The sequence below is a fragment of the Streptomyces sp. NPDC107546 genome (genome assembly GCF_055639175.1).
Genome location: NZ_JBVKBA010000007.1, coordinates 280778 through 307144 on the forward strand (window position 1 = coordinate 280778; position 26367 = coordinate 307144).

General features: G+C 71.5%; 26 protein-coding genes and 1 pseudogene. 11 read left to right on the plus strand and 16 right to left on the minus strand.

The features are described from left to right. Window positions 1–12: 12 nt before the first annotated feature. Window positions 13–1530 (plus strand): glycerol kinase GlpK, encoded by a 1518-nt coding sequence (gene glpK / locus ACZ7L1_RS13435; protein WP_471436826.1) that lies wholly within the window; start codon window positions 13–15, stop codon window positions 1528–1530. A 38-nt stretch (window positions 1531–1568) separates the two neighbouring features. On the opposite strand, the gene ACZ7L1_RS13440 is transcribed toward glpK, so the two are convergent. Beyond that, window positions 1569–3299, minus strand: a complete 1731-nt coding sequence (locus tag ACZ7L1_RS13440) for a thiamine pyrophosphate-dependent enzyme (RefSeq protein WP_471436828.1) — start codon at window positions 3297–3299, stop codon at window positions 1569–1571. A 323-nt stretch (window positions 3300–3622) separates the two neighbouring features. On the opposite strand from ACZ7L1_RS13440, the gene qcrB reads away from it, so the two are divergent. Beyond that, the gene (gene qcrB, locus ACZ7L1_RS13445; RefSeq protein ID WP_471436950.1) at window positions 3623–5185 is read left to right on the plus strand and encodes a cytochrome bc1 complex cytochrome b subunit; all 1563 of its coding nucleotides are present in this window, start codon (window positions 3623–3625) and stop codon (window positions 5183–5185) included. Window positions 5186–5196: 11 nt separating this feature from the next. Here qcrB and ACZ7L1_RS13450 read toward each other — a convergent pair whose 3' ends face one another. From ACZ7L1_RS13450 to ACZ7L1_RS13505, 12 genes are all read right to left on the minus strand, one after another. Continuing rightward, on the minus strand, window positions 5197–5688 hold the full coding sequence (locus ACZ7L1_RS13450; RefSeq protein WP_471436830.1) for a hypothetical protein: 492 nt from the start codon (window positions 5686–5688) through the stop codon (window positions 5197–5199). A 3-nt stretch (window positions 5689–5691) separates the two neighbouring features. After that, window positions 5692–6054: a hypothetical protein gene (locus ACZ7L1_RS13455; RefSeq protein ID WP_471436832.1), complete on the minus strand. Its 363-nt coding sequence runs from the start codon at window positions 6052–6054 to the stop codon at window positions 5692–5694. Beyond that, complete coding sequence (locus tag ACZ7L1_RS13460) at window positions 6051–7724, minus strand: cytochrome c oxidase subunit I (RefSeq protein ID WP_471436834.1); 1674 nt, start codon at window positions 7722–7724, stop codon at window positions 6051–6053. The genes ACZ7L1_RS13455 and ACZ7L1_RS13460 overlap by 4 nt, the downstream gene beginning before the upstream one ends. Next, window positions 7721–8380 (minus strand): cytochrome c oxidase subunit II, encoded by a 660-nt coding sequence (locus tag ACZ7L1_RS13465; RefSeq protein WP_471436836.1) that lies wholly within the window; start codon window positions 8378–8380, stop codon window positions 7721–7723. Before ACZ7L1_RS13465 ends, ACZ7L1_RS13460 begins: the two co-directional genes overlap by 4 nt. A 96-nt stretch (window positions 8381–8476) precedes the next feature. After that, entirely contained in the window at window positions 8477–8626 is a 150-nt protein-coding gene (locus ACZ7L1_RS13470; RefSeq protein ID WP_471436838.1) for a hypothetical protein, read from the minus strand. A 66-nt stretch (window positions 8627–8692) separates the two neighbouring features. Further along, on the minus strand, window positions 8693–8899 hold the full coding sequence (locus ACZ7L1_RS13475; protein WP_471436840.1) for a hypothetical protein: 207 nt from the start codon (window positions 8897–8899) through the stop codon (window positions 8693–8695). A 2-nt stretch (window positions 8900–8901) separates the two neighbouring features. Next, window positions 8902–9507 carry a DUF5947 family protein gene (locus ACZ7L1_RS13480; protein ID WP_471436842.1) on the minus strand — a complete coding sequence of 202 codons (606 nt, stop codon included), beginning with the start codon at window positions 9505–9507 and terminating at the stop codon, window positions 8902–8904. After that, a complete protein-coding gene (locus ACZ7L1_RS13485) occupies window positions 9504–10055 on the minus strand; it encodes a NifU family protein (protein WP_471436844.1) in 552 nt (183 codons plus the stop codon). Before ACZ7L1_RS13485 ends, ACZ7L1_RS13480 begins: the two co-directional genes overlap by 4 nt. Continuing rightward, window positions 10048–11841 carry a nickel-dependent hydrogenase large subunit gene (locus ACZ7L1_RS13490; RefSeq protein WP_471436845.1) on the minus strand — a complete coding sequence of 598 codons (1794 nt, stop codon included), beginning with the start codon at window positions 11839–11841 and terminating at the stop codon, window positions 10048–10050. The genes ACZ7L1_RS13485 and ACZ7L1_RS13490 overlap by 8 nt, the downstream gene beginning before the upstream one ends. A gap of 8 nt (window positions 11842–11849) precedes the next feature. Continuing rightward, window positions 11850–12971: an NADH-quinone oxidoreductase subunit B family protein gene (locus ACZ7L1_RS13495; protein ID WP_471436847.1), complete on the minus strand. Its 1122-nt coding sequence runs from the start codon at window positions 12969–12971 to the stop codon at window positions 11850–11852. After that, entirely contained in the window at window positions 12968–13513 is a 546-nt protein-coding gene (locus ACZ7L1_RS13500) for a hemerythrin domain-containing protein (RefSeq protein ID WP_471436848.1), read from the minus strand. The genes ACZ7L1_RS13495 and ACZ7L1_RS13500 overlap by 4 nt, the downstream gene beginning before the upstream one ends. 55 nt (window positions 13514–13568) lie before the next feature. Then, window positions 13569–14666, minus strand: a complete 1098-nt coding sequence (locus ACZ7L1_RS13505) for a hypothetical protein (protein ID WP_471436850.1) — start codon at window positions 14664–14666, stop codon at window positions 13569–13571. Window positions 14667–14858: 192 nt separating this feature from the next. On the opposite strand from ACZ7L1_RS13505, the gene ACZ7L1_RS13510 reads away from it, so the two are divergent. Beyond that, a complete protein-coding gene (locus ACZ7L1_RS13510) occupies window positions 14859–15311 on the plus strand; it encodes a phage holin family protein (RefSeq protein ID WP_471436852.1) in 453 nt (150 codons plus the stop codon). A 366-nt stretch (window positions 15312–15677) separates the two neighbouring features. Next, the gene (locus tag ACZ7L1_RS13515) at window positions 15678–15887 is read left to right on the plus strand and encodes a hypothetical protein (protein WP_471436854.1); all 210 of its coding nucleotides are present in this window, start codon (window positions 15678–15680) and stop codon (window positions 15885–15887) included. A 38-nt stretch (window positions 15888–15925) separates the two neighbouring features. On the opposite strand, the gene ACZ7L1_RS13520 is transcribed toward ACZ7L1_RS13515, so the two are convergent. Continuing rightward, window positions 15926–16675 carry an SDR family NAD(P)-dependent oxidoreductase gene (locus ACZ7L1_RS13520; protein ID WP_471436855.1) on the minus strand — a complete coding sequence of 250 codons (750 nt, stop codon included), beginning with the start codon at window positions 16673–16675 and terminating at the stop codon, window positions 15926–15928. After that, window positions 16672–17007, minus strand: a pseudogene (locus tag ACZ7L1_RS13525) (fumarylacetoacetate hydrolase family protein); the annotation flags it as partial. The gene ACZ7L1_RS13520 and the pseudogene ACZ7L1_RS13525, both read right to left, overlap by 4 nt. 283 nt (window positions 17008–17290) lie before the next feature. Here ACZ7L1_RS13525 and ACZ7L1_RS13530 point away from each other — a divergent pair. From ACZ7L1_RS13530 to ACZ7L1_RS13560, 7 genes are all read left to right on the plus strand, one after another. Then, on the plus strand, window positions 17291–18022 hold the full coding sequence (locus ACZ7L1_RS13530) for an SOS response-associated peptidase (protein WP_471436857.1): 732 nt from the start codon (window positions 17291–17293) through the stop codon (window positions 18020–18022). An 88-nt stretch (window positions 18023–18110) separates the two neighbouring features. Then, the gene (locus tag ACZ7L1_RS13535) at window positions 18111–19211 is read left to right on the plus strand and encodes a substrate-binding domain-containing protein (protein ID WP_471436859.1); all 1101 of its coding nucleotides are present in this window, start codon (window positions 18111–18113) and stop codon (window positions 19209–19211) included. A 104-nt stretch (window positions 19212–19315) separates the two neighbouring features. Beyond that, complete coding sequence (locus ACZ7L1_RS13540) at window positions 19316–20647, plus strand: ABC transporter substrate-binding protein (protein WP_471436861.1); 1332 nt, start codon at window positions 19316–19318, stop codon at window positions 20645–20647. Between the two features lie 26 nt (window positions 20648–20673). After that, on the plus strand, window positions 20674–21651 hold the full coding sequence (locus tag ACZ7L1_RS13545; protein WP_471436863.1) for a carbohydrate ABC transporter permease: 978 nt from the start codon (window positions 20674–20676) through the stop codon (window positions 21649–21651). Next, the gene (locus ACZ7L1_RS13550) at window positions 21648–22511 is read left to right on the plus strand and encodes a carbohydrate ABC transporter permease (protein WP_471436865.1); all 864 of its coding nucleotides are present in this window, start codon (window positions 21648–21650) and stop codon (window positions 22509–22511) included. The genes ACZ7L1_RS13545 and ACZ7L1_RS13550 overlap by 4 nt, the downstream gene beginning before the upstream one ends. Before the next feature lie 56 nt (window positions 22512–22567). Beyond that, on the plus strand, window positions 22568–23599 hold the full coding sequence (locus ACZ7L1_RS13555; protein ID WP_471436867.1) for a hydroxyacid dehydrogenase: 1032 nt from the start codon (window positions 22568–22570) through the stop codon (window positions 23597–23599). Next, window positions 23596–25497, plus strand: coding sequence for a DUF2264 domain-containing protein (locus tag ACZ7L1_RS13560; RefSeq protein ID WP_471436868.1), 1902 nt, complete (start codon window positions 23596–23598; stop codon window positions 25495–25497). The genes ACZ7L1_RS13555 and ACZ7L1_RS13560 overlap by 4 nt, the downstream gene beginning before the upstream one ends. An 11-nt stretch (window positions 25498–25508) precedes the next feature. Here the strand turns inward: ACZ7L1_RS13560 and ACZ7L1_RS13565 are convergent, their stop codons facing one another. Continuing rightward, entirely contained in the window at window positions 25509–26357 is an 849-nt protein-coding gene (locus ACZ7L1_RS13565) for a chitosanase (RefSeq protein ID WP_471436870.1), read from the minus strand. Window positions 26358–26367 lie beyond the last annotated feature (10 nt).

The following is a 26367-nucleotide window of genomic DNA, read 5'->3' on the forward strand; positions in this document are numbered from 1 at the left end:
GCAGGCCCGATCATGGTTGAACGGTATGTGGTGTCCATCGACCAGGGCACCACGTCCACGCGGTGCATCCTGTTCGACCACCGCGGGCGGCTGGTGTCGGTCGCCCAGAGGGAGCACCAGCAGTACTTCCCCCGGCCCGGTTGGGTGGAGCACGACGCCGTGGAGATCTGGCGCAACCTGCAGCGCGTGGTGCCCGAGGCGCTGGCCAACGCCGGTATCGACCCGGGACAGGTCGCCGCCATCGGGATCGCCAACCAGCGCGAGACGACCGTCCTGTGGGATCCACGCACCGGGGCCCCGCTGGGACGGGCGATCGTCTGGCAGGACACCCGTACCGGCCCGATGGTCGAGGACCTCATCGAGCGGCCGGGGGAGGAGTTCTTCCTCGACCGCTGCGGCCTTCCCCCCTCCACCTACTTCTCCGCGCCCCGGATCCGCTGGCTGTTCGACAACGTCGAGGGCCTCGAGCGGCGGGCCCGGGCCGGCGAGGTGCTGTTCGGCACCATCGAGAGCTGGCTGATCTGGAACCTGACCGGCGGCACCGACGGCGGTCTGCACATCACCGACGTCACCAACGCCAGCCGCACCATGCTGATCAACATCCGGACGCTGACCTGGGACCAGGAACTGATGGAGTTCTTCGGGGTGCCCCGCCCGATGCTGCCGGAGATCCGCTCTTCCGCCGAGATCTACGCCGAGGCCCGCTCGGTACTCCCGGGCGTGCGCATCACGGCCGCCCTCGGCGACCAGCAGGCGGCCCTGTTCGGGCAGACGTGCTTCTCGCCCGGCGAGGCGAAGTGCACCTACGGCACCGGCAGCTTCCTGCTGATGAACACCGGTACCGACCTCGTGCGGTCCCGGCACGGGCTGCTCACCACCGTCGCGTACAGGATCGCCCCCCATCCCACGGTCTACGCCCTGGAGGGCCCGATCGCCGTCACCGGCTCCCTCGTCCAGTGGTTCCGCGACCGTCTCGGCCTGATCAACAGCGCACCCGAGATCGAGACCCTGGCCCGCACCGTCGAGGACAACGGCGGCTGCTACATCGTCCCCGCGTTCTCCGGCCTGTTCGCCCCCCACTGGCGCAGCGACGCACGTGGCGTCATCGTCGGCCTCACCTCCTACATCACCAAGGGCCACCTGGCCCGGGCCGTCCTGGAGGCCACCGGCTGGCAGACGCGGGAGGTCGTCGACGCGATCAACGCGGACTCCGGGCTCGCCCTGAAGCAGCTCAAGGTGGACGGTGGCATGACCTCCGACAACCTGCTCATGCAGTTCCTGGCCGATGTGCTCGACGTTCCCGTGGTACGGCCGATGGTCGCCGAGACGGTCTCCCTCGGCGCCGCCTACGCCGCCGGACTGGCCTCCGGCTACTGGCCCGATCTGGAGGTGCTGCGCCGCAACTGGCACCGGGCCGCCCAGTGGCTGCCCGACATGGACCCCGAGCGGCGGGAGTGGGAGTACGAGAACTGGCAGCGGGCCGTCGAGCGGTCCCTGGGCTGGGTCCGGCCGCCGAGACGCTCCTCGTGACGGGGCGACGGCTCCAACCGTGCGGCAGAGCCGCCCGCTCAGGTCCGGTGTCCCCGCAGGAGCGCACGGAACCGTCGGCGTGCGCCCTCTTCGGCGAGGCCGGCGGGGCGCGGCGGTTCGGTCTCCGCGTCGACCACGAACTCCACGACCACGGGCCGCCGCGCGGCGAGAGCGGCGTCCCAGGCGGCGCCGATGTCCTTCGGGCGGTAGCAGTGGACGCCCTCCAGACCGAGCAGGCGGGCGTACCCGGCGTAGGGCACGTCCGGGACCGAGGAGGTGCCGCTCAGCCGGGGATTGCCGGTGGCCGCCCGCCGGTCCCAGGTGGCCTGGTTGAGGTCGCGGTTGTTGAACACGCAGAAGACCAGCGGGGGGCCGCCGGACAGGCGGTCCAGATGGTCCTTGACGGTGATCATCTCGGTCATCCCGCTCATCTGGAAGGCACCGTCGCCCACGAAGGCGATGACCGGCCGGTCGGGATACGCGAAGCGGGCCGCCAGGGCGTACGGGACGGCGGTGCCCATGGCCGCGTGGTGACCCGAGAGCGCCGTGCGCATGCCGGAACGCAGGTGGAGATGGCGCGCCCACCACACGGTGCCGACGCCCGCGTCGGCCGTGAGCAGCGCACGGTCGGGGAGCCGGTCGGATAGCTCGGTGACGACGGAGGCCGGGTTGATGAGGTGACCGAAGTGCTGCCGGGCCTCGGTGCGCCGCTTCCCGTGCCAGGTCCGCACGCTCTTCTCGACGCTTCGGCGCCAGGCGCGGTTCTTCTTGTGGTGCAGCAGGGGCAGCAGCGCCTCGAGGGTCGCCTTCGGATCGCCGACCAGACGCACGTCCCCCGGCCTGCACGGAGCCGTCACGCCCGCCTCCGGGTTGATCTCGACGCTCCGCACCGCCCACCGGCCGGACGGCAGCCAGGCCTCACGTGGCCCCGCCCCGACCAGCAGCAGGGTGTCGCAGGCACGCACCAGCCTCTCGCTGGCCGGACTGGCGACGCGGCCCGCCGGACCGGTCACGTACCCCAGGTCGTCGGGGAGAACGTCCAGCGCCAGCAGCGCCTTCGCCACCCCGGCCCCGAGCAACTCGGCCGCCCGCTCGACCTCCGCCCCCGCCTGAGCCGCGCCCCGCCCGATGACCATGGCCACCTTCCGGCCCTCGTCGAGAATGCCGGCCGCACGGCGGAGCTCCCCCTCCTCCGGCATCAGGAGCGGCCGGCCCCGTCCGAGCGCGAGGACGTCCGCCGGAACCGCCGTCCCGGCCGACGGCGGGGCCTGCTGGTCCAGGACGTCGGCCGGCAGGATCACCACGGCGACACCGCGCCGGGCCGACGCCGTCCGGAAGGCTCGGTCCAGGACGGGCTCCGCCTGGTCCGGAGAGACGACCACCTCGCAGGACTCCGACACGTCCGCGCACAGCCGGTCCAGGTGCACCGCCTGCGGCCGGCGTGCCCCCGGGCCGGTCCGCGGCACGTCGCCGAGCAGGGCCACCACCGGCTGCCGGTCCAGCCGGGCGTCGTACAGGCCGTTGAGGACCTGCACGGCCCCCGGCCCGGACGGCGCGAGGCAGCAGCCGACCGTCTCCGTGAACCGCGCGTGCCCGCAGGCCATGAAGGAGGCGGCCTCGCCGTGCCGTGCCTGGACGAACTCCGGCTCCCCGCCCGCCCGGCGGAAGGCCTCGAGCAATGGGTCGGCGCCCTGCCCCGGATAGCCGTACACCCGGACGACGCCCCAGGCGCGCAGGCGCTCCCGTACGACTTCCGAAACCAGGGCCATGAGTCCTCCCGCACATGTGCTGTGACCAGACCTGCCCCGGGCAGGCCGCCCCCCGACCGCCACGGGGGCGAATCGGCCCCGCTGGACCGCTTTTTCCACCCATTGGCGCAGGTCCCCCAGGAGTGCCCGGTCACCGGCGGACACCGGACGCGGGCACTCGGACGGCGCAGCCGGCGTTTCGCCGGCGCCCCGACAGGACACGGCTGTGTCGATCGAAGCGGACGGCTGCCCGGGAGGACGAGCGCGTGCCGGCGTCAGAGGAAGAGCGGTCCAGCGAGGCGGAGCACCGCGGAGAGCGCCTGGTGTCCGTGCTGGACCGGCGCATGCCGCTGCGGACCCTGGCACAGGAGTACCTCCGCAAGGCCTTCCCCGACCACTGGTCGTTCCTGCTGGGCGAGATCGCCCTCTACAGCCTGCTGGTCCTGATCGTGACCGGCCTCTACCTCACGCTCTTCTTCCACCCGGACATGACCGAGAGCGTGTACACGGGCTCCTACGCCCCGCTGCGGGGCACCCGGGCCTCCCAGGCCTACATCTCGACGCTGTACATCAGCTTCGACGTCCGCGGCGGACTGCTCATCCGGCAGATCCACCACTGGGGAGCGGACGTCTTCGTCGCCGCCATCGGCTGCCATCTGCTGCGGATCTTCTTCACCGGCGCCTTCCGCCGCCCCCGTGAGGTCAACTGGATGATCGGGGTGACGTTGTTCCTGCTGGCCCTGCTCGAAGGGTTCTGCGGCTACTCCCTCCCGGACGACCTGCTCTCCGGCACGGGGCTGCGCACCTCGCAGGGGATCGTGCTGTCGATCCCGGTCGTCGGCACCTATCTGAGTTTCTTCGTCTTCGACGGCCAGTACCCGGGGCACGCCATCATCTCCCGGCTGTTCATCGCGCACGTCCTGCTGGTCCCCGGCCTGCTGCTGCTCCTGGTGCGGGTGCACCTCGGGCTCGTGGTGAAGCTCAAGCACACCCACTGGGCCGAGCCGGGCCACACCAACCGCAACGCGGTCGGCAAGCCGCTGTTCCCCCAGTACGCCGCCAAGTCGGCGGGTCTGTTCTTCGCCGTCGCCGGTGCCCTCACCCTGATGGCGGCCCTGTTCCAGATCAACCCCATCTGGGACTTCGGGCCCTACCGCACGGACCACGTGTCGCTGGACTCGCAGCCCGACTGGTACGTCGGATATCTGGAGGGCGCCCTGCGGCTGATGCCCGCCTGGGAGATGAACTTCGCCGGCCACACGATCGCCTGGGACGTGTTCCTGCCCGGGGTGGCGCTGCCCGCCGTGCTGTTCGGGGTCCTCTACTGCTATCCACTGTTCGAACGCTGGCTGACGGGACCGTCCCACGAGCACCACCTGTGCGACCGGCCCCGCAACCAGCCCACGCGCACGGCGCTCGGCGTGGTGGGCGTGACGGTCTACGCGGTGCTGCTGATGGCCGGCGGCCAGGACGTGCTCGCGTACGTCTTCCATGTTCCGGTCGAGTACCTGACGTACGCCTTCCGCACCCTGCTGTTCGTCGGGCCCCTCTTCGCCTACTGGGCGACGCGGCGTCTGTGCCTGGGGCTGCAGGCGGCGGACCGGCGCAGGCTGCGGGAGGGAGGGGGCACCGGGGACGTGCGGCGGACCGCGGCGGGCGGCTACCGCGAGGGCCGGACGCCGCTCCCGGCCGAGGAGGCGTACCGGATCCTGGTGCGCGACACCCCCCGCCCCAGGGCGCACGGCACGGAGGTGTGGCGGCTCTTCCGCCGGCACCGGGTGCGCAACCGGCTGAGCGCCTGGTACTTCGGCGACCGCGTCGAACTGCCCGCCGGCGAGTGGCAGAGGCGGGCGGTACGGGCCGTGACCGCCGACCCGGAGGAGGCAGAGAAGGCCCACAGCGGCTGAGGGCTCGCGGGTCACCCGGTGCGCCGCAGCTCCCGAGCCTCCTCGGCGTGGATCCACCGCCAGGTCACCGTCAGCGCCGCGAGGCCGACCGGCAGCATGGACACCACCATGGCGAGACCCGCCGCGCTCTCACCCGCGGCGATCAGCCCCACGGCGGGCAGGTCGAGCAACGGCATGGACAGGTAGAGGTACAGACACCTGCCGGGGTCCGTCAGACGGTGCCGGGTGCCCACGACCGGCAGCCAGAACCACAGCGCCGCCACCACCACGGCAGCCTCCCACCAGGCCATGGGCCCCGGCGGCCGGGCAGCGCCGGTGTGCGCGAGCGTCACCGTGGCGTGCAGCACGAGGAAGAACGGCAGCGCGGCCCCGGCGGGCAGCGACAGGCGCCACCAGACCGGGTGCCGCCGGGTCGCCCGGATGACGGCCGGGACCAACGCGGAGACCGACAGCCCGGTCACCGCCATGCTCCACACGGGGCCGGCCATCGCGTGCCCGGTCACGCCTCATCCCTCGCCCGGTGTGGAGGCGGCCCGTAGGGCCAGGGCGGCGGCCACCCCCAGCAGCGGGACGGCCACGACCAGCAGCCACAGGCCGTACACGGCGGAGAGCACGCCCAGGGTGATCCCCGCAGCCGCGGGCGGGACCGCCGCCGCGCCGCCCCGGGGCAGCCGGTAGCGGGTGTGCTCCTCCGGCCCGGCCTCCGAGGAGCCGAGCACGAGCAGTGCGGCCAGCTCGAGCACCGCCACCACCGAGCCCCACAGCCAGTAGACGAGGCTGGCCTCCCCGTAGACGGCGAGGACCGCGAGCAGCACGCCGTTGAGCAGCCCCCACCCCGCCACCACGACCGCCGCCGCATGCCGTTTCACCCGCGGCTCCCGGACAGCGCCGCCCGGTCGTCCGGCTCCCCCCGCCCCTCCCGCAGCGTCAGCAGCGGGGCGTGACCCTGCACGGGCGGCACCGGATACTCCGGCGTGAAGTTCGTGGCCGGCGGGGGCGAGGAGGTGGCCCATTCCAGGGTGTTGGCACCCCACGGGTCGGGCGGCGCGGGCACATGGCGGCCCAGCGAGCGCTTGCGCAGCGTCCACAGCACATTGACGACGAACACGACCATGGCCGCCGCCAGCACGGCCGCTCCGCAGCTGGCGAGCAGGTTGAGCAGGCTGAATCCGTCGAAGGGCGCGTAGCTGACGACGCGGCGCGGCATGCCCTCGTAACCGAGGGCGAACATCGGCAGGAAGGTCAGGTTGGTGCCGATCACCAGCAGCACGAAGTGCAGACGGCCCAGGCGCTCGACCAACTCCACACCGGTGGCCTTCGGGAACCAGAAGTAGACGGCCGCGAACAGCCCGAAGGCGCTGCCGGCGAACAGCACGTAGTGCAGATGGGCCACCACGAAGTAGCTGTCCGTCAGGTGGTAGTCGAGGACCGGGGTGCCGACCATGATCCCGGTCAGGCCCCCGATCAGGAACTGCGGCAGGAAGGCGAGGGCGAAGAGCATCGGGGTGCGGAAGACCAGCCGGCCGCCGAGCACCGTGCCGATCATGGCGAAGTACTCCACGCCCGCCGGGACCAGCAGGCTGATCGACGTCAGGGAGTAGTAGTCGTTCGAAACCTGTCCGGTCGCGAACATGTGGTGGGCCCACACACTCATCGACAGGGCGGCGAACACCAGCAGGGACAGGACCGTGCCCTTGTAACCGAAGAAGGCCCGCCCGGAGAAGACGGCCAGTACCTCGGCGACCGCCCCGAGATAGGGGAAGAACATCACGTACACGACCGGGTGGCCGTAGAACCAGAACAGGTGCTGGTAGCCGATGTTCCACGCGTTCGCGTGGAAGACGGACGGGTCGGCGCGGCCCGCGGCGAGCAGGGCCATCGCGGCCAGGAGCGAGGGGAAGGAGCCGATGACCATCAGGCAGCTGGCGACCATGGACCAGGTGAAGACGGGCATCCGCAGCATGGTCATCCCCTGGGTCCGCTTGCGCAGCGCTGTCCAGAGGACGGTCCAGCCCATGAGGATCATGCCCGTGGTGGAGAGCACCACGCCGACGATCCACAGGTCGGGTCCCACGCCGGGGGAGAAGTCGCTGTCGGCCAGCGGCGGATACGAGAACCAGCCCGAGCTGGCGCTGCCGTTGGCGGCGGCGAGACTGACCAGCACCAGGACGGCCCCGCACACGTAGAGCCAGTAGCCGAGCAGTGTGGTGCGGGGCGCGGCGATGGCCGGGGCACCGATCTGCAGCGGGACCAGGTAGACGCCGATCCCGAGGGCGAACGGCGTGATGACGAGGTAGATCATCCCCGAGCCGTGCAGGGTGAACAGCTGGTTGTAGGTGTGCGGCAGCACCAGGTCCAGTTCCGGCTGGGCGAGCTGACCGCGCATGATCAGGGCGAAGACGCCCATCACCAGCAGCAGCACCAGCGAGGTCGCGACGGTCAGCAGACCGATCCGCTTGTGGTCGGTGCTGGTCGCCCAGCCGAGCCAGTTCCCCGCCGGCACCTCCTTGGACCCGCCCGGCGCCTGAGCGGTCGTCATGCGGGCGTACCGCCCGCCGGCGCCCCCGCGTGCTGTGCCAGCCACTTGTCGTACGCCGCGGGCGAGACGGCCTTGAGCCAGAAGTCCATCGTGTGGTGGCGGTCCCCGCAGAACTCCCCGCACCGGCCGATCCAGCGGCCCTCGCGGTCCACGGTGAGGGTGACGGTGTTCACGTGGTGCGGGAAGATGTCCCGCTTGTAGCGGAGATCGGGCACCCACAACGAGTGGATGACGTCCGGTGAGGCCATCCTGAACCTGATCGGCCGTCCCGTCGGCACCACGAGAGTCGGCCGCCTTCCCGCCCGGCAGTCGGCACTCACCCGGAGCGGCTTGCCGGCCTGCGGGTAGTCGAACCGCCAGCACCACTGGAACGCGGTGACGGTCACCTCGACCGGATCGCCGTGCGCCGCCGCCCGGTGCTCCTCGTGATTCTGCCGGGCCGTGTAGACCACCAGGAAGGCCGCCACGGCGACCAGCGCGGCGACGTAGAAGGCTTCGGGGCGGGTGTGTTCGAGTCGGCGCGAGGGGTGGCGCCGGGCTCCCGACCGGCGTCGTACCACGGCGAGGAACACCAGCAGCGTGACGACGGCGAACACGAAGGCGGCGAGGGCGGACTCGAGGGCGAACACCGTCCCGAAGAACTGCCGCGTGGTCATGGTGCTCCTGTTGTGTCGCGCCGGACGCGTGAACAGGAACGGACATTACGGGCGAACGGAGCTCTCCAGCCAGGTGACACACCGTACGCCCACGGTTCAGCGGGGGTGCCGGGAGCCGCGCCGGAACCCAACCATCCGCCAGATCCTGACCTCGCGCATGATTCCGGGCATCTCCCTCACCAGCAGGGTCAGCGCCACGCCGCCCACGATCAGCGCCTCCGCCATCAGCACTCGTCTGGCCGTCATCTTCCGCACTCCTCACTCGTCGTGTGTACGGCCGCGCCCGAGTCGGGCGCGGCCCTGACCGGTACCTCACCCGGGGGAGAGGCTCGGCATCATCTTCATGATCGCGTCGTGCTTCTTCCAGTGGACCCCGGTCGAGCGCCGCGCGTCCGCGGTGCCGTCCTTGTGGTGTCCGGGCTGGCGGTTGTAAGGGCCCTTGTTCCCCTGGTGCAGCCCGGTGACGTGCCGGGGCGTATAGGTCTTGACCTGCGGTCTGCCTACTCGGATCCTGCCCATCGTCAGCTCCTTGCCGCGTCCTGCGGTTGTTCGGTCAGCTCCTCGAAGAACCGCTCGACGGCGGGCCACACCCGGCTGCCGCCGGACATGCCCCGCCACTCCCGCCGGACGAGCGCGACCATTCGGAAGCAGTCGTCCACGGGCACGATCCAGTGGTGCTTCGCGGAGCGTGCGGTGTTCACCAGCAGTGCCTCCACCTCCGGTGCGAGACCGGCGAGCGGGGGACACCGGGCGACCACGTCACGCCAGGCCCCCGCGTCCGCCTCCCAGCGGGTGGCGCCCGCGGGGCTCGGGTAGTGCGCGCTCACGGTGCCGTCCGAGTGCCGTACGAAGAACGCCAGCCCCACCGGGACGCCGAGTTCCCGGGTGTCCACCTCGGGCAGTCGCACCCGGCGCCGAGGCACCAGCCGGTACCGCCCCTCGCTCGCCTCCTCCTCCACGAAGAGCAGGGAGCAGGGTCGGCACGCGCACAACACCTCCTCCTGCCCAGTGTCGTACAGGTGCCGGTGCTCGGGCTCGACGTCGGTGCCGCACAGGTCGCACGGCTCCGCGTCCGGCCGCCGCCCGGCGGCCGAGCGGATGACGCGGGCCAGCGCGCCGGTGGTCACGACCGCTCCCCGGCGGACACCGTGCGCACGGTGAGCGTGTCGACCGGGACGAAGGCGGGGGGCCTCGCGTCGTCGCCCGGCGCCCGTTCGACGCCGGAGAGTTCGGGTGCCAGGGCGAGCACGGCCTCGCGGACCGCCTCCTCCAGCGCCGCCGAGGAGGATCCGCACCCCTTGGCGGCCAGCCGCACCCGGGCGACCCCCTCCTCGACGCCCGCCAGCTCCACGTCCCCGCCCCGCTCCCGCACCGCCGGGCGCAGCCCGTCGACGGCGCGGGCCGCCCGGACCTCGGGTGGCTCGGGGTGGATGTCGTGCAGCACCAGGAGATGACCGACGAGGTCGTCAGCGGCCATGCGGCCGGCCAGGGCGGGGTCGGCGGCGTCCAGGACGCGGGCCAGGGCCTCGCCGTAGAGCTCGGTGAGGGTCCGCACCGCCTCGATCGCCGTCCCGGTCATCGGGCCCGGAGCGCCTTCGAGCTGCTCGAGCAGTCCGTCGAGGCGGGAGAGCCGCTCCACGACCGCCGCCTCGTCGAGCCGCGCGGAGTCATCCATGAGCCGCTCCGAACATCGGCGAGTGCAGCTTGGTCAGTGTGTTGCCCTTGCCGAGGTACATGTGCACACCGCAGGGCAGACAGGGGTCGAAGCTGCGGACGGTGCGCATGATGTCGACGCCCTTGAAGTCCTCCGGGCCGTTCTCCTCGAAGATCGGCTGGCCCTGCACGGCGTCCTCGTACGGGCCGGGGGTGCCGTAGTGGTCCCGAGGGCTCGCGTTCCACGGGGTGGGCGGGTACGGGTGGTAGTTCGCGATCTTCTTGTCCTTGATCACCAGGTGGTGGGAGAGGACACCCCGCACCGCCTCGTGGAAGCCGCAGCCGATCGCCTCGTCCGGCACCTCGTAGTTCTCGAAGACCTTGGTGTCACCGCTGCGGACCTGTTCCATCGCCCGCTCCAGGAAGAAGAAGGCCATGGCGGCGGAGTAGGCGACGAAGTACGGGCGGGCCCGGTCCCGTTCGATCGTGTTGCTCCACTGGGGGATCTTCCACTCGAACGTCATCTCCGGCAGCTTCTCGCTCTTGGGCAGCGAGATGCGCACGCTGTGTCCGGTGGCCTTCACATACGGCGTGTCGACCAGCCCGTTGAGCGCCGTCGACCACAGCCGGGCGAGCGGGCCGCCACCGGTGTCCAGCGCCAGGTGCTGGGCGCTGTTCTTGTCGTACCAACGCGGGCTCATCACCCAGCTGTAGTTGCCCTCGAAGTTCCGCTTCTGCGGCACCGGCACCGTCGTCTGGTTCCACGGGTGGCGCATGTCGACGGCGTTGCCGAGCGGGTCGTGGGTGACGAACGGGTCCTCGTTCACCCAGTCCTCGTAGTAGGAACTGCCCAGCAGGATCCGCATGCCCAGGTTGATGTCGACCAGGTCGTTGGTGACGAGACTGCCGTCCACGATGATGCCCGGGGTGACGAACATCGCCTTGCCCCAGTCGTTCATCGTCTCGTAGCGGTAGTCCACGACGTCCGGGTTCTGCCAGGCACCCCAGCAGCCGAGCAGGATCCGGCGGCGGCCCACCTCCTCGTAGCCGGGCAGCGCCTCGTAGAAGAAGTCGAAGACGTCGTCGTTCATCGACACGGCCTGCTTGATGAAGTCCAGGACCCGCAGCAGCCGGGAGAGGTAGTCGGTGAACGTGGTCGGCTGCGGCATGGTGCCGACCCCGCCCGGATACAGCGTGGACGGGTGCACATGGCGCCCCTCCATCAGGCAGAACATCTCCCGGGTGATCCGGCTGACCTTGAGCGCCTCCTTGTACAGCTCGCCCTCGAACGGGTTGAAGGCGCGCATGATGTCGGCCACGGTCCGGTAACCGTGGATGTAGCCGTTGCGGGCCTCCGTGCGCTCGGCCCGGGCCAGGAGGGTCGGGTTGGTGGCCTTGACCATGGCCTCGCAGAAGTCGACGAACACCAGGTTGTCCTGAAAGATGGTGTGGTCGAACATGTACTCGGCTGCTTCGCCCAGGTTGACGATGGTCTCCGCCAGTCGCGGCGGCTTGACGCCGTAGGCCATCTGCTGGGCGTAGTTGGAACACGTCGTGTGGTTGTCGCCGCAGATCCCGCAGATGCGCGAGGTGATGAACCCCGCGTCACGGGGGTCCTTGCCCTTCATGAAGACGGAGTAGCCTCTGAAGAGCGAGGACGTGCTGTGGCACTCCACCACCTCGCGGTTGGCGAAGTCGATCTTCGTGTAGATGCCGAGATTGCCGATGATCCGGGTGATCGGGTCCCAGGACATGTCCACGATCTGCGCGGGCTTCCGCCCCGCGGCCCGCGCTTCGGTTGCCGTCATGTCCGTGCCTACCTCGCTCTCTCTCGCTGTCGCCGGTGCCCGTCGGGGCGCCAGTACGGGTCGTAGCCGCTCGTCAACTTGTCCCTGTTGTGGCGCCACTTGGGCTCGCGGTTGACGGCCATGTTGGTGATGCCGCGCAGCCGCCGGATCACGGCCCCGTAGGGCCTGATCACGGCGGACGAGAGGGTGCCGCCCGTGGGCTCGTCCATGAACGGCATGAAGGCGTCCGGGAACCCGGGCATCGTGCAGCCGATGCAGATGCCCCCGACATTCGGGCAGCCGCCGATGCCGGCCATCCAGCCGCGCTTGGGCACGTTGCAGTTGACGACCGGGCCCCAGCAGCCGATCTTCACCTGGCACTTGGGGGAGTTGTAGTCCTTGGCGAAGTCGGCCTGCTCGTAGTAGGCGGCGCGGTCGCACCCCTCGTGCACCGTCTTCCCGAACAGCCACTGCGGGCGCAGCATGTGGTCCAGCGGGGGCGGCGGCGCCGACCCGGCCGCGTGGTAGAGCACCCAGGTGAGGGTCTCCATGAAGTTCTCCGGCTGGATCGGGCAGCCCGGCACGTTGACGATCGGAAGCGCGCCCTGCGACTTGAAGTCCCAGCCCAGGTAGTCCGCGAGGCCCATGCAGCCCGTGGGGTTGCCCGCCATCGCGTGGATCCCGCCGTACGTGGCGCAGGTGCCGGCGGCGACGACCGCCCAGGCCTTGGGTGCGAGGTTGTCGATCCACCAGTTGAGGGTGAGCGGTTCGCCGGTGTCCTGGTCGTTGCCGAACGACGTCCAGTAGCCGTCGCCCTCGATGATGTTCTGGTTGGGGATCGAACCCTCGATGACGAGGATGAACGGCGCCAGTTCACCGCGAGCCGCCGCGCGGAAGGGGGCGAGGAAGTCCTCGCCGCCCAGGCTCGGGGAGAGCACCTTGTTGTACAGGTTCACCTTCGGCAGGCCCGGCACGAGCCCGGCGACGATGTCCTCGATCGCCGGCTGGCCGGAGGCCGTCATCGAGACGGTGTCCCCGTCGCAGCTCATGCCCTCGGAGATCCACAGGATATGGACCTCGTCGAAGCCGTTCCTCTGTTCAGCCCTCGTGGGCTGCTGGCTGACCTCCGTGGTGCCGCTTTCGACGGTCATGTCCTCGGCCTCCCTTGCAGTCGGTCCCTAAGGCGGTCGTAGGCCGCGGCCACCGGTCCGGCGAAGGCCAGGGCGGGAGGCTCGTCGGGCGCGTTGGGGTGCGGCCGGGTCGGGGCGGTCTGCTTGGACCGGGCCAGGAGTTTGCCGAGCCGCAACAGCTCCTCCTCCGAGACCGCGTCGCGGAGCAGGGGCATCAGCTCGCCCTCCTCCTCGCGGATGTGCTCCTCGACCTCGCGGCGCAGTTCGTCCATGAGCTCGCTCGTGCGTCCGTCGTCCCCGGACTGCTTGTCCAGGGCCAGGAGGGTCTCCTTGACCGCCCTGTGCTCGCTCAGGTGCTCGCGGATGCGCTGGTCCCCGTCCGACAGGACCTTCTTGGCCAGCGGGTAGACCATCAGCTCCTCGAGCGCCGCATGCTTGGACAGCTCGCGGACCAGGGTTTCCACCACGGCCCGGCGCTGGGCTGCGGAGGCGGCGGCGTGGTAGTCGCGGAACAGTTGCTCGACCATCCGGTGGTCGTGCATCAGCAACTCGATGGCGTCCATTACGGCCTTCCTGGTCGGGGACGGTGGCGGCACAGAGGTGGGGCGGATCCGCCGGCTAGGAGGCGGAAGAGGGGGACGGGGCCGGGGAGGGGGCGAGGGAGCGGATGGCGCCGTGCAGCCGGGCGAGCATCTCCGGCGGCATGGTCTCCACCCGGTCGAGGATCCGCGCTGCCCGCGGGTCGGTGGCGCGTGCCTCGCGTTTCTCGTCGTCCGTGAGCAGCAGCGTCCGCAGGGTGAGGATCTCGTCGATCTCCGCGGCGTCGTGCAGGTCGCCGGGGCTCTCCGGGGCCACCTGCGGATGGTCGGGCAGGATGATCGGCGAGGACAGGACGAGCGAGTCGGATCCATCCGGACCCGCGAGAACCGGGAAGGTGTACAGGTTGCGGCACTCCCTCACGTACGGCGCGACGTCCTCGGGCGGGTCGATCGAGGAGTAGAAACCGAGCCCCTCACCGCCGACGAAGGTGTGCGCCGCGATGAGCGAGTGTCGAAGGGCCTCGTCGCGGGGAGCGTCGGGCGGCGTCGCACGGCCGGTGTTCTCGGTGCGGACGCGCAGGCGGTACAAGGAGTCGGCTCCGGCGACGGGTTCGAGGTGCAGCGTGGTGCGCGCCTCGATGGGGGAGCGGCGGCGCACCAGGCGCCCCGCGTCTGCGGGCAGGGGCTCGCTCTCGTGGCCGCCGGGAGCGCCGAAGGCGAACTCCGCGTCGTGAGCGAGGAGTTCGGCGAGTGGAGCGGTCAGGTCCCTCTCGCGCGGCATCGCCTCGTCGAAGGACAGATGGACCGTACCGGCGGTCTCCAGTGAGTCCACGGGCGTGTAGTGACCGTCCCCGTCCCGTCGCTCCACGCCCCGGTACTGCATCTGCAGATAGCGCACGCGCACCCGTACCACGGCGCCGGGCCGCGCGCGCAACAGGCACTCGGTCTGCTGCTGCCAGGACTCCACGGACCCCGAGACGCCCGGCGTCACCGGGCCGTGGGCCTCGGCCCAGGCGCGGGGGGCGAGGATGCCGAACTGCCAGCGCACCCGGTTCTTGGCCGACGAGCGGCGGTACGGGTAGAGCAGGTATCCCTCGTAGAGGACTGCGTCGGCCACGGCGCACGCCTCTTCGACCGCGGAATGCACGCTCACGGTTTCGCCCAAGGGGTCGCTCACCGTAACTCCTCACTGACCAGCTGTGCGTATTGCAGTGGTTTACAACGATCACACCTTTTCTTGCGATAGGCGCGTATTGAGCGCGGATGGGTGAGTGGCGCGTCGACGGGGACGGGGAGTCGTCGTGTCGGCACGGTCTGAGCGGGTACTGCGGGGAGATGACTGACGGCCGTCGGCCCCGGCGGGACCCCGATGCGGAACGAGACGGAGGCGGCAGCGATGCGGATGCAAGGCGACGACTCGGCGGAGGGCAGGAGCCGAGTGGGCGATGCGGCGGCGCGGCTGGCCCAGGACACGGCGCAGCTCGCTCGCCACGAGATGCTCGCGGTGCAGAGCGAGGTCAGGGCGGCGCTGCGCCGGATCGGAGCGGGGGGCGCGCTGCTGGGCGCGGCCGGGATCTGCGGCCTGCTGGCCCTGTGGTCGGCCCACGAGACGGCCCTGCGGACACTGGAGTCGGCCCTGCCGGGCGCCCGCGCGTCGGCGGTACTGACCTGCGCCTACGCCACGGGCGCCGCAACGCTGGGCGTCGCGGCACGCAACCGGGTACGCGCCGCCGGCCAGGCGTCGGCGGACGCACTGGACCGGGCCCGGGAAGCCGTTCCGACGGGGACGCGGAGGGGCGAGGGGGACAAGGGGGGCGACTGAAGCGCGGGGGAAGTACGGGCCGGTGGACTTCAGTGGCCCGCAGCGCGGGATGCGGTGAGCCGGCACGGGCGCCGCAACGGGGCGAGCCGCAGGACTCGGTCGCGCCGGGCGTTGGGCCGTTCGGGTGGTCGCGTGGGAGTCGGTGCGGCGCGTATGCAGGGCCGGAGCGCGTGCGGGGTGTCGGGGTGGCAGGCTGCGGGGTCGGGCCGGGGCCGTCCGGGTCAGAGGGGGTCCGACAATACGCCTCGCGCGCCCGGCGGGAATCGTCAGACACCCCCCAGCCCCGGCCCTGCCGGGCGGCACCACGCTCGCGCGCCGTGTGGGCCGTCGGTCCATGGACGGCGCGTACGGAAGGAAGGGGTGTCCGTGGAGATGATCCCGGTCGACTCCGAATCGGCTAGCTCCGGTACCGCGTTCACCGAGCCCGCGTACCGGCGGGCGCGAGCCGCGCAGGGCGGCAGCGCGCCGGTCGGTGACGCGACCGCCTGGGACCTGTTCCGCATGGCCTTCGCCTCGGTCGCCCCGCCCGGCGCCACCCGCCCGCCCACCACGGGCGGCGGCTGCCGGCGCCCGTGACCACGGGCCGTGTCGGTCACGTCCGGCCATGACCACTTTCAGGCGCCCTCGCGCAGGGCGTCCGAGATGGGCTTGGCGCCGCCGTGCGTGGTGAGTCCGCCGTCGACCGGGATCTCGGCGCCGGTGATGAAGGACGCGTCGTCGGAGAGGAGGAAGGTGACGAGCGGGGTGATGTCGTCGACGGTCCCGGTGCGGCCGAGTGGTGTCCCGAGGAGGTTGGCCTCGCGGAACGCGGGCGCGGCGGAGGCGGTCATCTCGGTCTCGATGAAGCCGGGATGGACGCTGTTCACGCGGGTACCGCGCGGTCCCAGTTCCATGGCGGCGGTCCTCGACAGGCCGCGCAGGGCCCACTTGCTGGCGGTATAGGCGACGGGGTAGTGGGCGGTCAGGGCAGCCGACGAACCGACGTTCACGATCGACGCCCCCGCCCGCATCAGCGGCACCAGGTGCTGGATGCCGAGGAGCGGCCCGGTGACGTTGACGGCGTGGACGCGGGCCATGTCCTCGGGGCGTACCTGGTCGATACGGGCGCGCCAGGTGACGCCCGCGTTGTTGACCAGGCCGTGCACCTGCCCGTACGTCTCGCGCAAGTCGGCGGCGAGGCGGGCCCAGTCCTTCTCGCTGGTGACGTCGAGGCGGCGGCAGCCGGGGGCCTCCGTGACGTCGGTGGCGATCACACGGGCACCCTCGCGGTTCAGCGCCTCGGCCTCCGCGGCGCCCTGGCCTCGGGCCGCGCCGGTGACCACGACGACCTTGCCCAGCAGCCTCTTGGAGCGGAGGTCGGTCACGGTCGCTCCCGCGGGCGCAGCCGCGCGGCCTCGACCGGCACCGGGGCGGGGCCGGCCACCACGGTGTTGGAGACGCTGCCGATGCCTTCGACGGTGAGCGTGACCATGTCGCCGGGCTTCAGCGGCGGCGGGTCCTGCCTGCCGCGCACGCCCCACAACTCGGCGAGGCAGCCGCCGTTTCCGCAGGTCCCGGAACCGAGCACGTCACCGGGACGGACCACGGTGCCGCGCGAGGCGTACGCGGTCATCTCCTCGAAGGTCCAGCTCATGTTGGACAGCAGGTCCTTGCCCACGACCTCGCCGTTGATCTGGGCGGTCAACGCAAGACGCGCCGTGGATGGGCCGGGGCGGGTGCAGGAAGGCAGTGGGCACCTCCGGGCCGCGAATCCGGCGCTGTTCCTGCAGGGTGGAAGCGGCAACGGTCTGCCACTCTTGGACGTGTCCCGGTGGCTGGGGCACAAGGGATCAACGAGACGGCGGACACGTACGGGCACCTCACCCGGACGCCACCGGCCGGCGGTCAAGGTGATGGACGTGCGGGTGCGCTGACCCGGCACCCGTGCTGACCCGGTGCGGCATGATCCGGCGTTTTCGCAAGTCGGAGGGTGGTTTGGTATGTGCGGTCGCTATGTCTCCACCCGCGGCCCCCAGGATCTCGTACGGCTCTTCAGGGTCACCGACTGGGACGAGGGGGAAGACCTGCCGCCGAGCTGGAACGTCGCTCCGACGGACCACGTGTGGGCGGTTCTCGAACGCGCACCTCGCGGCGCGGGAGCCGTCCGGCGGCAGTTGCGCTCGCTGCGCTGGGGCCTGGTGCCGTCCTGGGCGAAGGACCCGAAGATCGGCGCCAGGATGATCAACGCGCGGATGGAGACGGTGCACGAGAAGCCCGCCTTCCGCCCGGCCTTCCTCAGGCGGCGCTGTCTGCTGCCCGCCGACGGCTTCTACGAGTGGCAGCAGGTACCGGCCGATGGCAAGGCCAAGGCCCGCAGACAGCCGTACTTCATCAGCCCGCAGGACGGCCAGGTCATGGCCCTGGCGGGGCTGTACGAGTTCTGGCACGACCCGTCGGCGGCCGAGGAGGACGACTCCGCCTGGTGGACGACCTGCACCATCCTGACCACGGAGGCCACCGACGCCGCGGGCCGCATCCACCCCCGGATGCCGCTGGCCGTCGCCCCCGGCCACCAGGACGCCTGGCTCGACCCCGCGCACCAGGACCCGGCACGGCTGCACGCCCTGCTGAGCCCGCCCGCGGACGGCCGACTGGACGCCCGCCCCGTGTCCGCGGCCGTCAACGACGTCCGGAACAACGGCCCACAACTGTTGGAGCGAGTCGAGGCATAGGCTCCGACGACACGACGCCCGTCGGCGCATTCGCTCGTATGCTGGTCCCCGAATCGCTCAAACGAACATTCAAGGGCGGGGAGGCCTCATGCGTGAGCCGGTCGATCTCAGGCGTCGGCGGATCCTGGCCGCGGTGCAGGCGCGCGGTGCCGCGCGGGTGCGGGACCTCGCCGCCGAGCTCCAGGTCTCCGTGGTGACGATCCGCCGGGACGTGGAGGAGCTGACCCGTGAGGGGAAGCTGCGGCGAGGTCACGGGGTGGTCCGCTCGACGCTTCCCGCCCAGGAGGTGCCGGGCACCCCCGTCGCGGACGGGGACACCGTCGCCGTGGTGGTGCCCGAGCGGCACTCGTACCTCTACGAGACCCTGCACGGCGCCCGCACCGCGCTGGAGGAGGCCGGCCTGCGCATCGCCCTGCACATCGCGCCGCAGGTGCCCGGAGCGGAACGCCCGCAGGTGGAGCGGGCGTTGGCGGAGGGCGTGCGCGGTGTTCTCCTCGCGCCGCGGTGGCGCACTCCGGAGGCCGAGGAAGCCGACCACGAGTGGCTCGCGGACCTGGGCGTGCCGACGGTGCTGATGGAACGGCGGCCCCGCAAGGGCAGCGCCCTGCACGCGATGGACTCGGTGTGCTCGGACCACTGGTACGGCGCCCATCTCGCCGTGCAGCACCTGGTGGGTCTCGGGCATCGGCGGATCGTCTTCGCGACACGTGACGACAGCCCCACCGCGCGCACCCTGCGGGCCGCCCTGGGCGAGGTCGCCGAGGCGCATCCGCTCGTCGCGGAGTGGGCCTGGGCGCTGAGCTCGCCCGCGGCAGGGGAGGACGGGCCGACGGACCTGGCCGCTCTGCTGCGCAAACTCGGAGCCACCGCGGCCGTGCTGCACGGCGACGTCGACGCCCTGATGCTGGTTCAGCAGCTCGCCGAGAACGGTGTGCGGGTCCCCCAGGACTGCTCGGTCGTGGCGTACGACGACGTGGTGGCAGGGCTCGGCACCCCACGGCTGACCGCCGTCTCGCCGCCCAAGGGCGAGGTGGGCCGTGTCGCCGCCGAACTGCTGCTGCGACGGCTCGAGGGCTCCGGCAACGGCGCGCTCCGTTCGGTGCAGCGCATCGAGCTGTTGCCCACGCTGACGGTCCGCGACTCCACCGGTGAGCCTCCCGCGCCAGGAAATGAGCGTTTGACCGTTTAATTTTCTTCTGATCGATCTCTTGACCGTTTTTTGTTGCGGCATGAGGATTCCCGTGTCTCGAACAGGTCGTGTCCGCACGGACACCAGCAGCCGCGGGAGGCACCATGCCTGGTCGACAGAGCCGTCGATCCGTGCTCGCCGCGATGGCCGCACTACCGCTGACAGGAGCCGTGAGCGCCTGCAGTGGCACGGCGGGTCCCCCGTCGCGCGGCACCGGCAGGACCATGCGCATCACCTTCTGGTCCGCCCTGCGCGGCAGCCAGGAGGTGGTGGACGCGTTCAATCGCACGCACGACCGCATCCAGGTCGACTTCCAGCAGATCCCCTCCGGAGGACAGGGCGGCTACGCCAAACTCAGCAACGCCGCCCGGGCCGGCAATGCGCCCGACGTCGCCACCATCGAGTACCCGCAGGTCCCCGGCTTCGCCATCGACGGCGTCGCCCGTGACATCACCGCGCTCGTCAGCGACACCCTGCGCGCCAAACTGCTCCCGCAGGCCCTCGGCCTGACCACGTTTCAGGGGCGGGTGTTCAGCGTCCCGCTCGACGTCGAGCCGATGGTCATGCACTACCGGACGGACCTGTTCGAGCAGTACGGACTCCAAGTGCCGCGTACCTGGGACGAGTTCGCGGACCTCGCCCGCACCGTCAGGCGCAAGGCGCCGCGACGGCGGCTGGTGCTGTTCCCCACCGACGGGGCCACGCAGTTCGCCGCGTACTCCTGGCAGGCCGGCGCCCACTGGTTCGACACCTCCCACGGCGCCTGGAACGTCTCCCTCGCCGACGCCCCCACCCGGCGCATCGCGGCGTACTGGCAGCGGCTGATCGACGACGACGTGGTGTTCATGAACGCCGTCGAGAGCCGGCAGTCCGACGCGCAGATCGGCAACGGACTGGTCCTCACCCGGCTGAGCGGCGCCTGGGACGCCGGTGCCCAGATGAAGGCGCGGCCCGCACAGAAGGGCCAGTGGCGGATCGCCCCGCTGCCCCAGTGGGACACCGGCCGGCCCTACGTCGGCACGCACGGCGGCTCCACCTTCGCCGTCACCAAGGACAGCAGGCACCCCGAGGCCACCATGGAGTTCATCGAGTGGCAGGTCTCCCACCCGGACGCGCTGCGCGCCCGCCTCTCCAGCGGCACCAGCAGCCAGTACCCCGCGGCCTCGACCCTCGTCGCCGTGGGACGCGCCGCCTTCGACCGGTCGTACTACGGCGGCCAGGACATCTACCGCCTCTTCGAGCAGGAGGCCCACAAGATCCGCGACGGCTGGGTCTGGGGACCCCGGATGACCGCCACCGGGAGGGTGATGCAGGACTCCTTCGCCCGCGTCGGCGCCGGCCAGGGCACCCTCGTCGACGCCGTGCGCGCGGCTCAGGACGGCACCATGCCCGACCTGAAGGCCCTGGGCCTGTCCACCACCCAGCACAGCACCTGAGCCGCCCGAAAGGCAGGTGATGCCCCATGACCGCGACCACCCCGCACGCCCGGGCCACCACACTCCGCACCGCCGCCCCGGCCACCACCGGCCGCACCCGCAGGGCCGCCAGGCGCCGTCAACTCGCCGCCTGCGCCGTCCTGATGGCGCCCTTCTTCGCCCTGCTCGTCACCGTCTTCCTGATCCCCGTCGGCACCGCTGTCTACCTCAGCTTCTACAGTGACGACCACCCCGGTCTCGGCTTCGGCTCCGGCCGCACGGTCTTCGTCGGGCTGCGCAGCTACGCGGCCGTCCTCACCGACCCCACCTTCCTGTCCGGGCTCGGCACGGTCGCCCTGTACTGCCTGGTCTACATCCCCGTCATGGTCGTCGGCGCCCTCGCGCTCGCGCTGCTGCTGGACTCCGGCGTGGTACGCCTGCGCGCCTGGGCCCAGCTCGGGCTCTTCCTGCCGCACGCCGTGCCCGGCATCATCGCGGCACTGATCTGGCTCTACCTCTACACGCCGGGCATCAGCCCCGTCATCGCCCTGTTCGCCAAGGCCGACATCACCATCGACTTCCTCGGCCTGCACACCGTGCTGCCCTCCATGGTGAACATCGCCCTGTGGAGCCACCTCGGCTACAACATGGTCGTCTTCTACGCCGCCCTGCAGGCCGTGCCCCGCGAGGTGATCGAGGCGTCCGTCGTCGACGGCGCCGGACCGGTGCGCACGGCCCTGCAGGTCAAGACGCCCCTGGTGCGCGCCTCCATCGTGATGGTCGCCATGTTCACCCTCATCTGGGGGCTGCAGCTGTTCACCGAGCCGATGCTGCTCAGCCAGTCGTCACCGATGATCAACTCCCGCTTCTCGCCGAGCATGTACATCTACGACGCGGCCTTCACCCGCAACAACTACAGCCTGGCGGCGGCCGCCTCCGTCGTCCTGCTGCTGTGCACCATCGCCCTGTCCTACGGCGTCACCCGCGTCACCAGCCGCTCCACGACCGCCGAGGAGGCCCGATGAGCGCCGCCGGCACCACCCTCCCACGCCACCGGCTGGTCGGCCGGGCCACCGTCAACACCGTCGTCGCGCTGTCCGTGCTGTACACCCTGCTGCCCGTGCTGTGGCTGGTCCTCGCCGCGGGCAAGACCAGGGACGCGCTGTTCGGCAGCAATCTGCTGTCCCTGAAGGACTTCTCCTTCCTGACGAACCTGCACGACCTGTTTTCCATGGACGACGGTCAGTACGGCCGCTGGTACCTCAACAGCCTGCTCTACGCGGTGGTCGGCGCCGCGCTCGGCGCCCTGATCAGCGTGGCCTGCGGCTACGCCTTCGACAAGTACCGCTTCCGGCACAAGGAGAAGCTGTTCGGCCTGGTCCTCGCGGCGGTGATGGTCCCGCAGACCGTCCTCGCGCTCCCGCTGTACCTGATGGCCTCCGGCGCCGGCCTGGTCAACACCTTCTGGGCGGTGTTCATCCCGGTCCTGTTCAACCCGTTCGGCGTCTACCTGGGTCGCATCTTCAGCCGGGGCTACGTGCCCGACGAGGTCCTGGAGGCCGCGCGGATGGACGGCGCCGGCGAGCTGACCACGTACGTCAGGGTGGCGCTGCGCATGCTCGGCCCCGGCCTGGTGACCGTGTTCCTCTTCCAGCTCACCGCCATCTGGAACAACTTCTTCCTGCCCATGGTGATGCTGTCGAACCAGGACCTGTATCCGGTCAGCCTGGGCCTGTACACCTGGAACAGCTCGGCCTCCGTGTCACCCGAGTACTCCCCCGTGGTGATCATGGGCTCGCTGCTCGCCGTCCTCCCGCTGATCCTCGCCTTCGCCCTGCTGCAGCGCTTCTGGCGCGGCGGACTGACCGCCGGCGCCGTCAAGTAGCCCTTCTCGCAGGAGTTCCCCGAACAGCCCCTCCCGTCAGGAGTTCTCCGACCGACATGACCGTCTCGACGCCGGGCCCCGGCTTCCGCCCCCGTGCCGCCCTCGCCATGTCCGCCAAGGCCGCCGCGGCCGTCCTCGACCCCGAGTCGCTGGACGCGCTCGCCGCGCTCTGCGACCTCGCCCCGCCGCCCGTCCTGGACGACTTCACCACACCTCGGGCCCGGGCCGTCCTCGCCGACGTCGACCTGCTGGTCACCGGCTGGGGCTGCCCCCCGCTCGACGAGGACGCGCTCGCGGCGGCGCCCCGGCTGCGGGCGGTCGTGCACACCGCGGGCAGCGTCCGCGGCCACATCACCGACGCCTGCTGGGAGCGCGGCATCGAGATCTCCTCCGCCGCCTCCGCCAACGCCGTCCCGGTCGCCGAGTACACCCTCGCGATGATCCTCCTCACCGGCAAGCACGTCCTGGAACGCGCCTGCGCCTACCGCGCCTCCCGTACCCGCGACGACTGGCTGCGTACCCCCCGCACCATCGGCAACCACCGCCGCACCATCGGCATCCTGTCCGCATCGCTCACCGGCCGCCGCGTCATCGAGTTGCTCCGCCCGCACGACCTCCACGTCCTCCTGCACGACCCGTACGTCACCGATGTCGACGCCGCCGAACTCGGCGTGGAGCGCGTCGAGTTGGACGAGCTGTTCGCCCGCAGCGACACCGTCAGCGTGCACACTCCGCTGCTGCCGGCCACCCGTGGCCTGGTCGGCCGCGAACTGATCGAGTCGATGCGCCCCGGCGCCGTCCTGATCAACACCGCCCGTGGCGCGGTCGTCGATCAGGACGCGCTCACGGATGCCGCCGCGGCCGGCCGTATCCGGGCCGTCATCGACGTCACCGACCCCGAAGTCCTGCCGGCCGGGCACCCGTTGTGGGACTGCGACAACGTTCTCATCACCCCCCACCTGGCAGGCTCCCAGGGCAACGAGTGGCACCGCCTCGCCGACCTCGCCCTGGCGGAGACCGCGCGGTGGGCTTCCGGCGCCGGCTTCCTGCATCCGGTACGACGCGAAAGGCTGGCATTCCAGGCATGAGCACCCCCGCCACCCTCTTCGAACTCCCCCCTGAGAACCACGAGTCGAGCCCGTACACCGGATACGCGCGGGCCCACTGGGAAGCCGTCGCCGACGGGCTGCTGGCGTCCGCGTGGCGCTGGAGCACACCGGGCTGCGCCCTGCTCGACCTGCCCGGGCGTCCCTCACGCTCGGGAATGCGCTCCGACGGACTGGAGGGCTACGCCCGCACGTTCCTCGCCGCCGCCTTCCGGGTGGCGGGCGCCGCCGGGGACGACCCGCACGGCTGGCTGGAGCGGTACGCGCGCGGCCTCGCCGCCGGCACCCGCACCCCCGGCCGCGACGACACCGAGTCCTGGCCGCTGATCCTCGACCACGACGTGCAGGGCCAGCCGATGGTGGAGTCCGCGTCGGTCGCGCTCGGCCTCAGGCTGACCGCGCCCTGGCTGTGGAAGAACCTCGGCGCGGACGCCCAGGACCGGGCGGAGGAATGGCTGCGCGGGGCGCTGCGCCACACGCCCGCACCCAACAACTGGTACCTCTTCCCGTACACCGTCGCCGGGTTCCTGGAGTCGGTCGGCCGCGGCGACGCGGAGACGGCCGCGGCACGGCAGCGGGCGCTGGACCTGCTGGAGGAGTGGTACCGGGGCGACGGCTGGTACGCGGACGGGGACGGCCGCGCCTTCGACCACTACAACGGCTGGGCCCTGCACCTGTACCCGGTGCTCGACGCGCACCTCGCCGGGGACGAGGACTCGTCCGCCCGCTACGGGGCGCGGCTGCGGGAGCACCTGGACGGCTTCTCGCTGATGTTCGGCGCGGACGGCGCGCCTTTGCACTTCGGCCGGTCGCTCGCGTACCGCTTCGCCGCGACGGCCGCCGTCGGCCTGGGCGCCCTCACCGGCCACACCCCGCTGAGCCCGGGCACCTCCCGGCGCCTGGCGAGCGGCAGCCTGCGCTACTTCCTGGAGCACGGCGCACTGACCGAGGACGGGCTGTTGAGCCTCGGCTGGCACGGCCCGCACGAGGCGACCCTGCAGACCTACTCGGGTCCCGCGTCCCCGTACTGGGCGTCGAAGGCGTTCGTGTCCCTGCTGGCACCCGCCGGCCATCCCCTGTGGACGGCCCGTGAGGAGCCCGCGCCGGCCGAGGAGGCCGACCGGGCACTCGCCCTGCCGGCGCCGGGGCTGCTGGTGCAGGCCACCCGGGCCGACGGGATCGTACGGCTGCACAACCACGGCAGCGACCATGTGCGGCCCCACGAGGGCGAGTTCGCCGCCGAGGACGATCCGCACTACGGGCGCCAGGCGTACTCCACCCGCACCGGGCCCACGGCCCTCGGGAACATCCCGGACAACCACCTGTCCGTGGAGGTCAAGGGACGGGGAAGCGTACGCCGCCGGATCCGCCCTCTGGGGGCGGGCCACGGCGACGGCTGGGGCTGGGCCGCCTCCTGGCACCGGCCGGTGTTCGCCGCCGGGCCGCCGATGGTGCCCGGCCTGAGGGTGGAGAGCGTGACGGTGGTCCGCGGACGGTACGAACTGCGTGTCCACCGCGTGGTCGGCGCCCCGGACGGCGCCCGGGTCACCCACACCGGCTGGGCCACCGGCCCCGAGCAGCCGGTCGTCTCGGCGCTGCACGGGCTCCACGGCTGGGACGAGGGCCCGGAGCCTATCCCCGCGCCCGGCGGCACGGCCTACGCCCACTGGGCCCGGGTCCCCCGGCTCACCGGTCGGGCCGGCGGCACCACCGTGCATGTATGCCTGGCGAGTCTCACCGCGGAACCCGACCCGGCGCCCCTGGCGGAGGCGGTCGCCGACGTGAGGGCCGACGACGACGGCGTCGAGGTGACGTGGGCCCACGACGGGGCGCGGTCCCGGGTCGGGTTCCGGCCGCTCGGCGTCTCGCTCCTTCAGTGAGTGACGGGCCGTCAGCCGATGTGGTAGCTGTCCCCGTACACCTTCCAGTCCAGCGGCGGGTCGAGGTTCAGATTGCCCTTGCGCAGGAACACCCGCTGCTCGGTCTCGACCCGGCTGGTGTCGCTGTGGGCCTCCTCCTGCTTCATGGCCCACGCCCGCGCGTCGAGGAAGGCGTTCAGGTAGGCGACCTCGCCGCCGCCCTGCGCCGGCGGCTTCGCCGTGCGCAGGGCCCGCTTGCGGATGTTGCGGAAGCTCGTCGGGTCGTCCCCGTCACCGTGCATCACGATGGCGTCGTAGTACGTGAACTGCCCCAGGACGCCCAGCCCGTCCGCCTTGCCCTGCCGGACGGCCGGGTTGAAGTACACCCGGTCGCGTTCGTCGTTCTGAGCCTGCTGGAACGCCGTGTCCTGCGCCGCCCTGCGCCAGTCCTTGGGGAAGTTCGGGTCCAGTCCGTCGTGGGAGTCGCTGCCGTTCACCCGGCGCAGTGCCGGCAGGTACTTGGCGAGGACGTTGCCGGGCTCGCGGTCGGTGTAGAGCTGGACGAGGTCCAGCATGTCGCCGGTGCCGGAGCAGAATCCGATGATGCCGGCGGTGTAGCCGCGGCCGTCGCCGATGTCCTCGATGTACTTGTACTGGGCCTTCCAGTCGAGGGAGGAGTTCTCCGCGCTCGAGACCAGCTCCATGGCGATCTCCTTCTTCGCGGGGTCGTCGAGCCCCACGGCCTTCGCCGCCTCGGGGGCCGCCGAGGCGGGCGGGGCGTCGAGGAGCGGGACGGCCGCCAACGAGGCGCCCAGGAAGGCGAGGACGGCGCGACGCGAGGTGCCGGCGGGGCCTGCCGCGTCATGGTTCCGATGCACCACAGGGACTCCA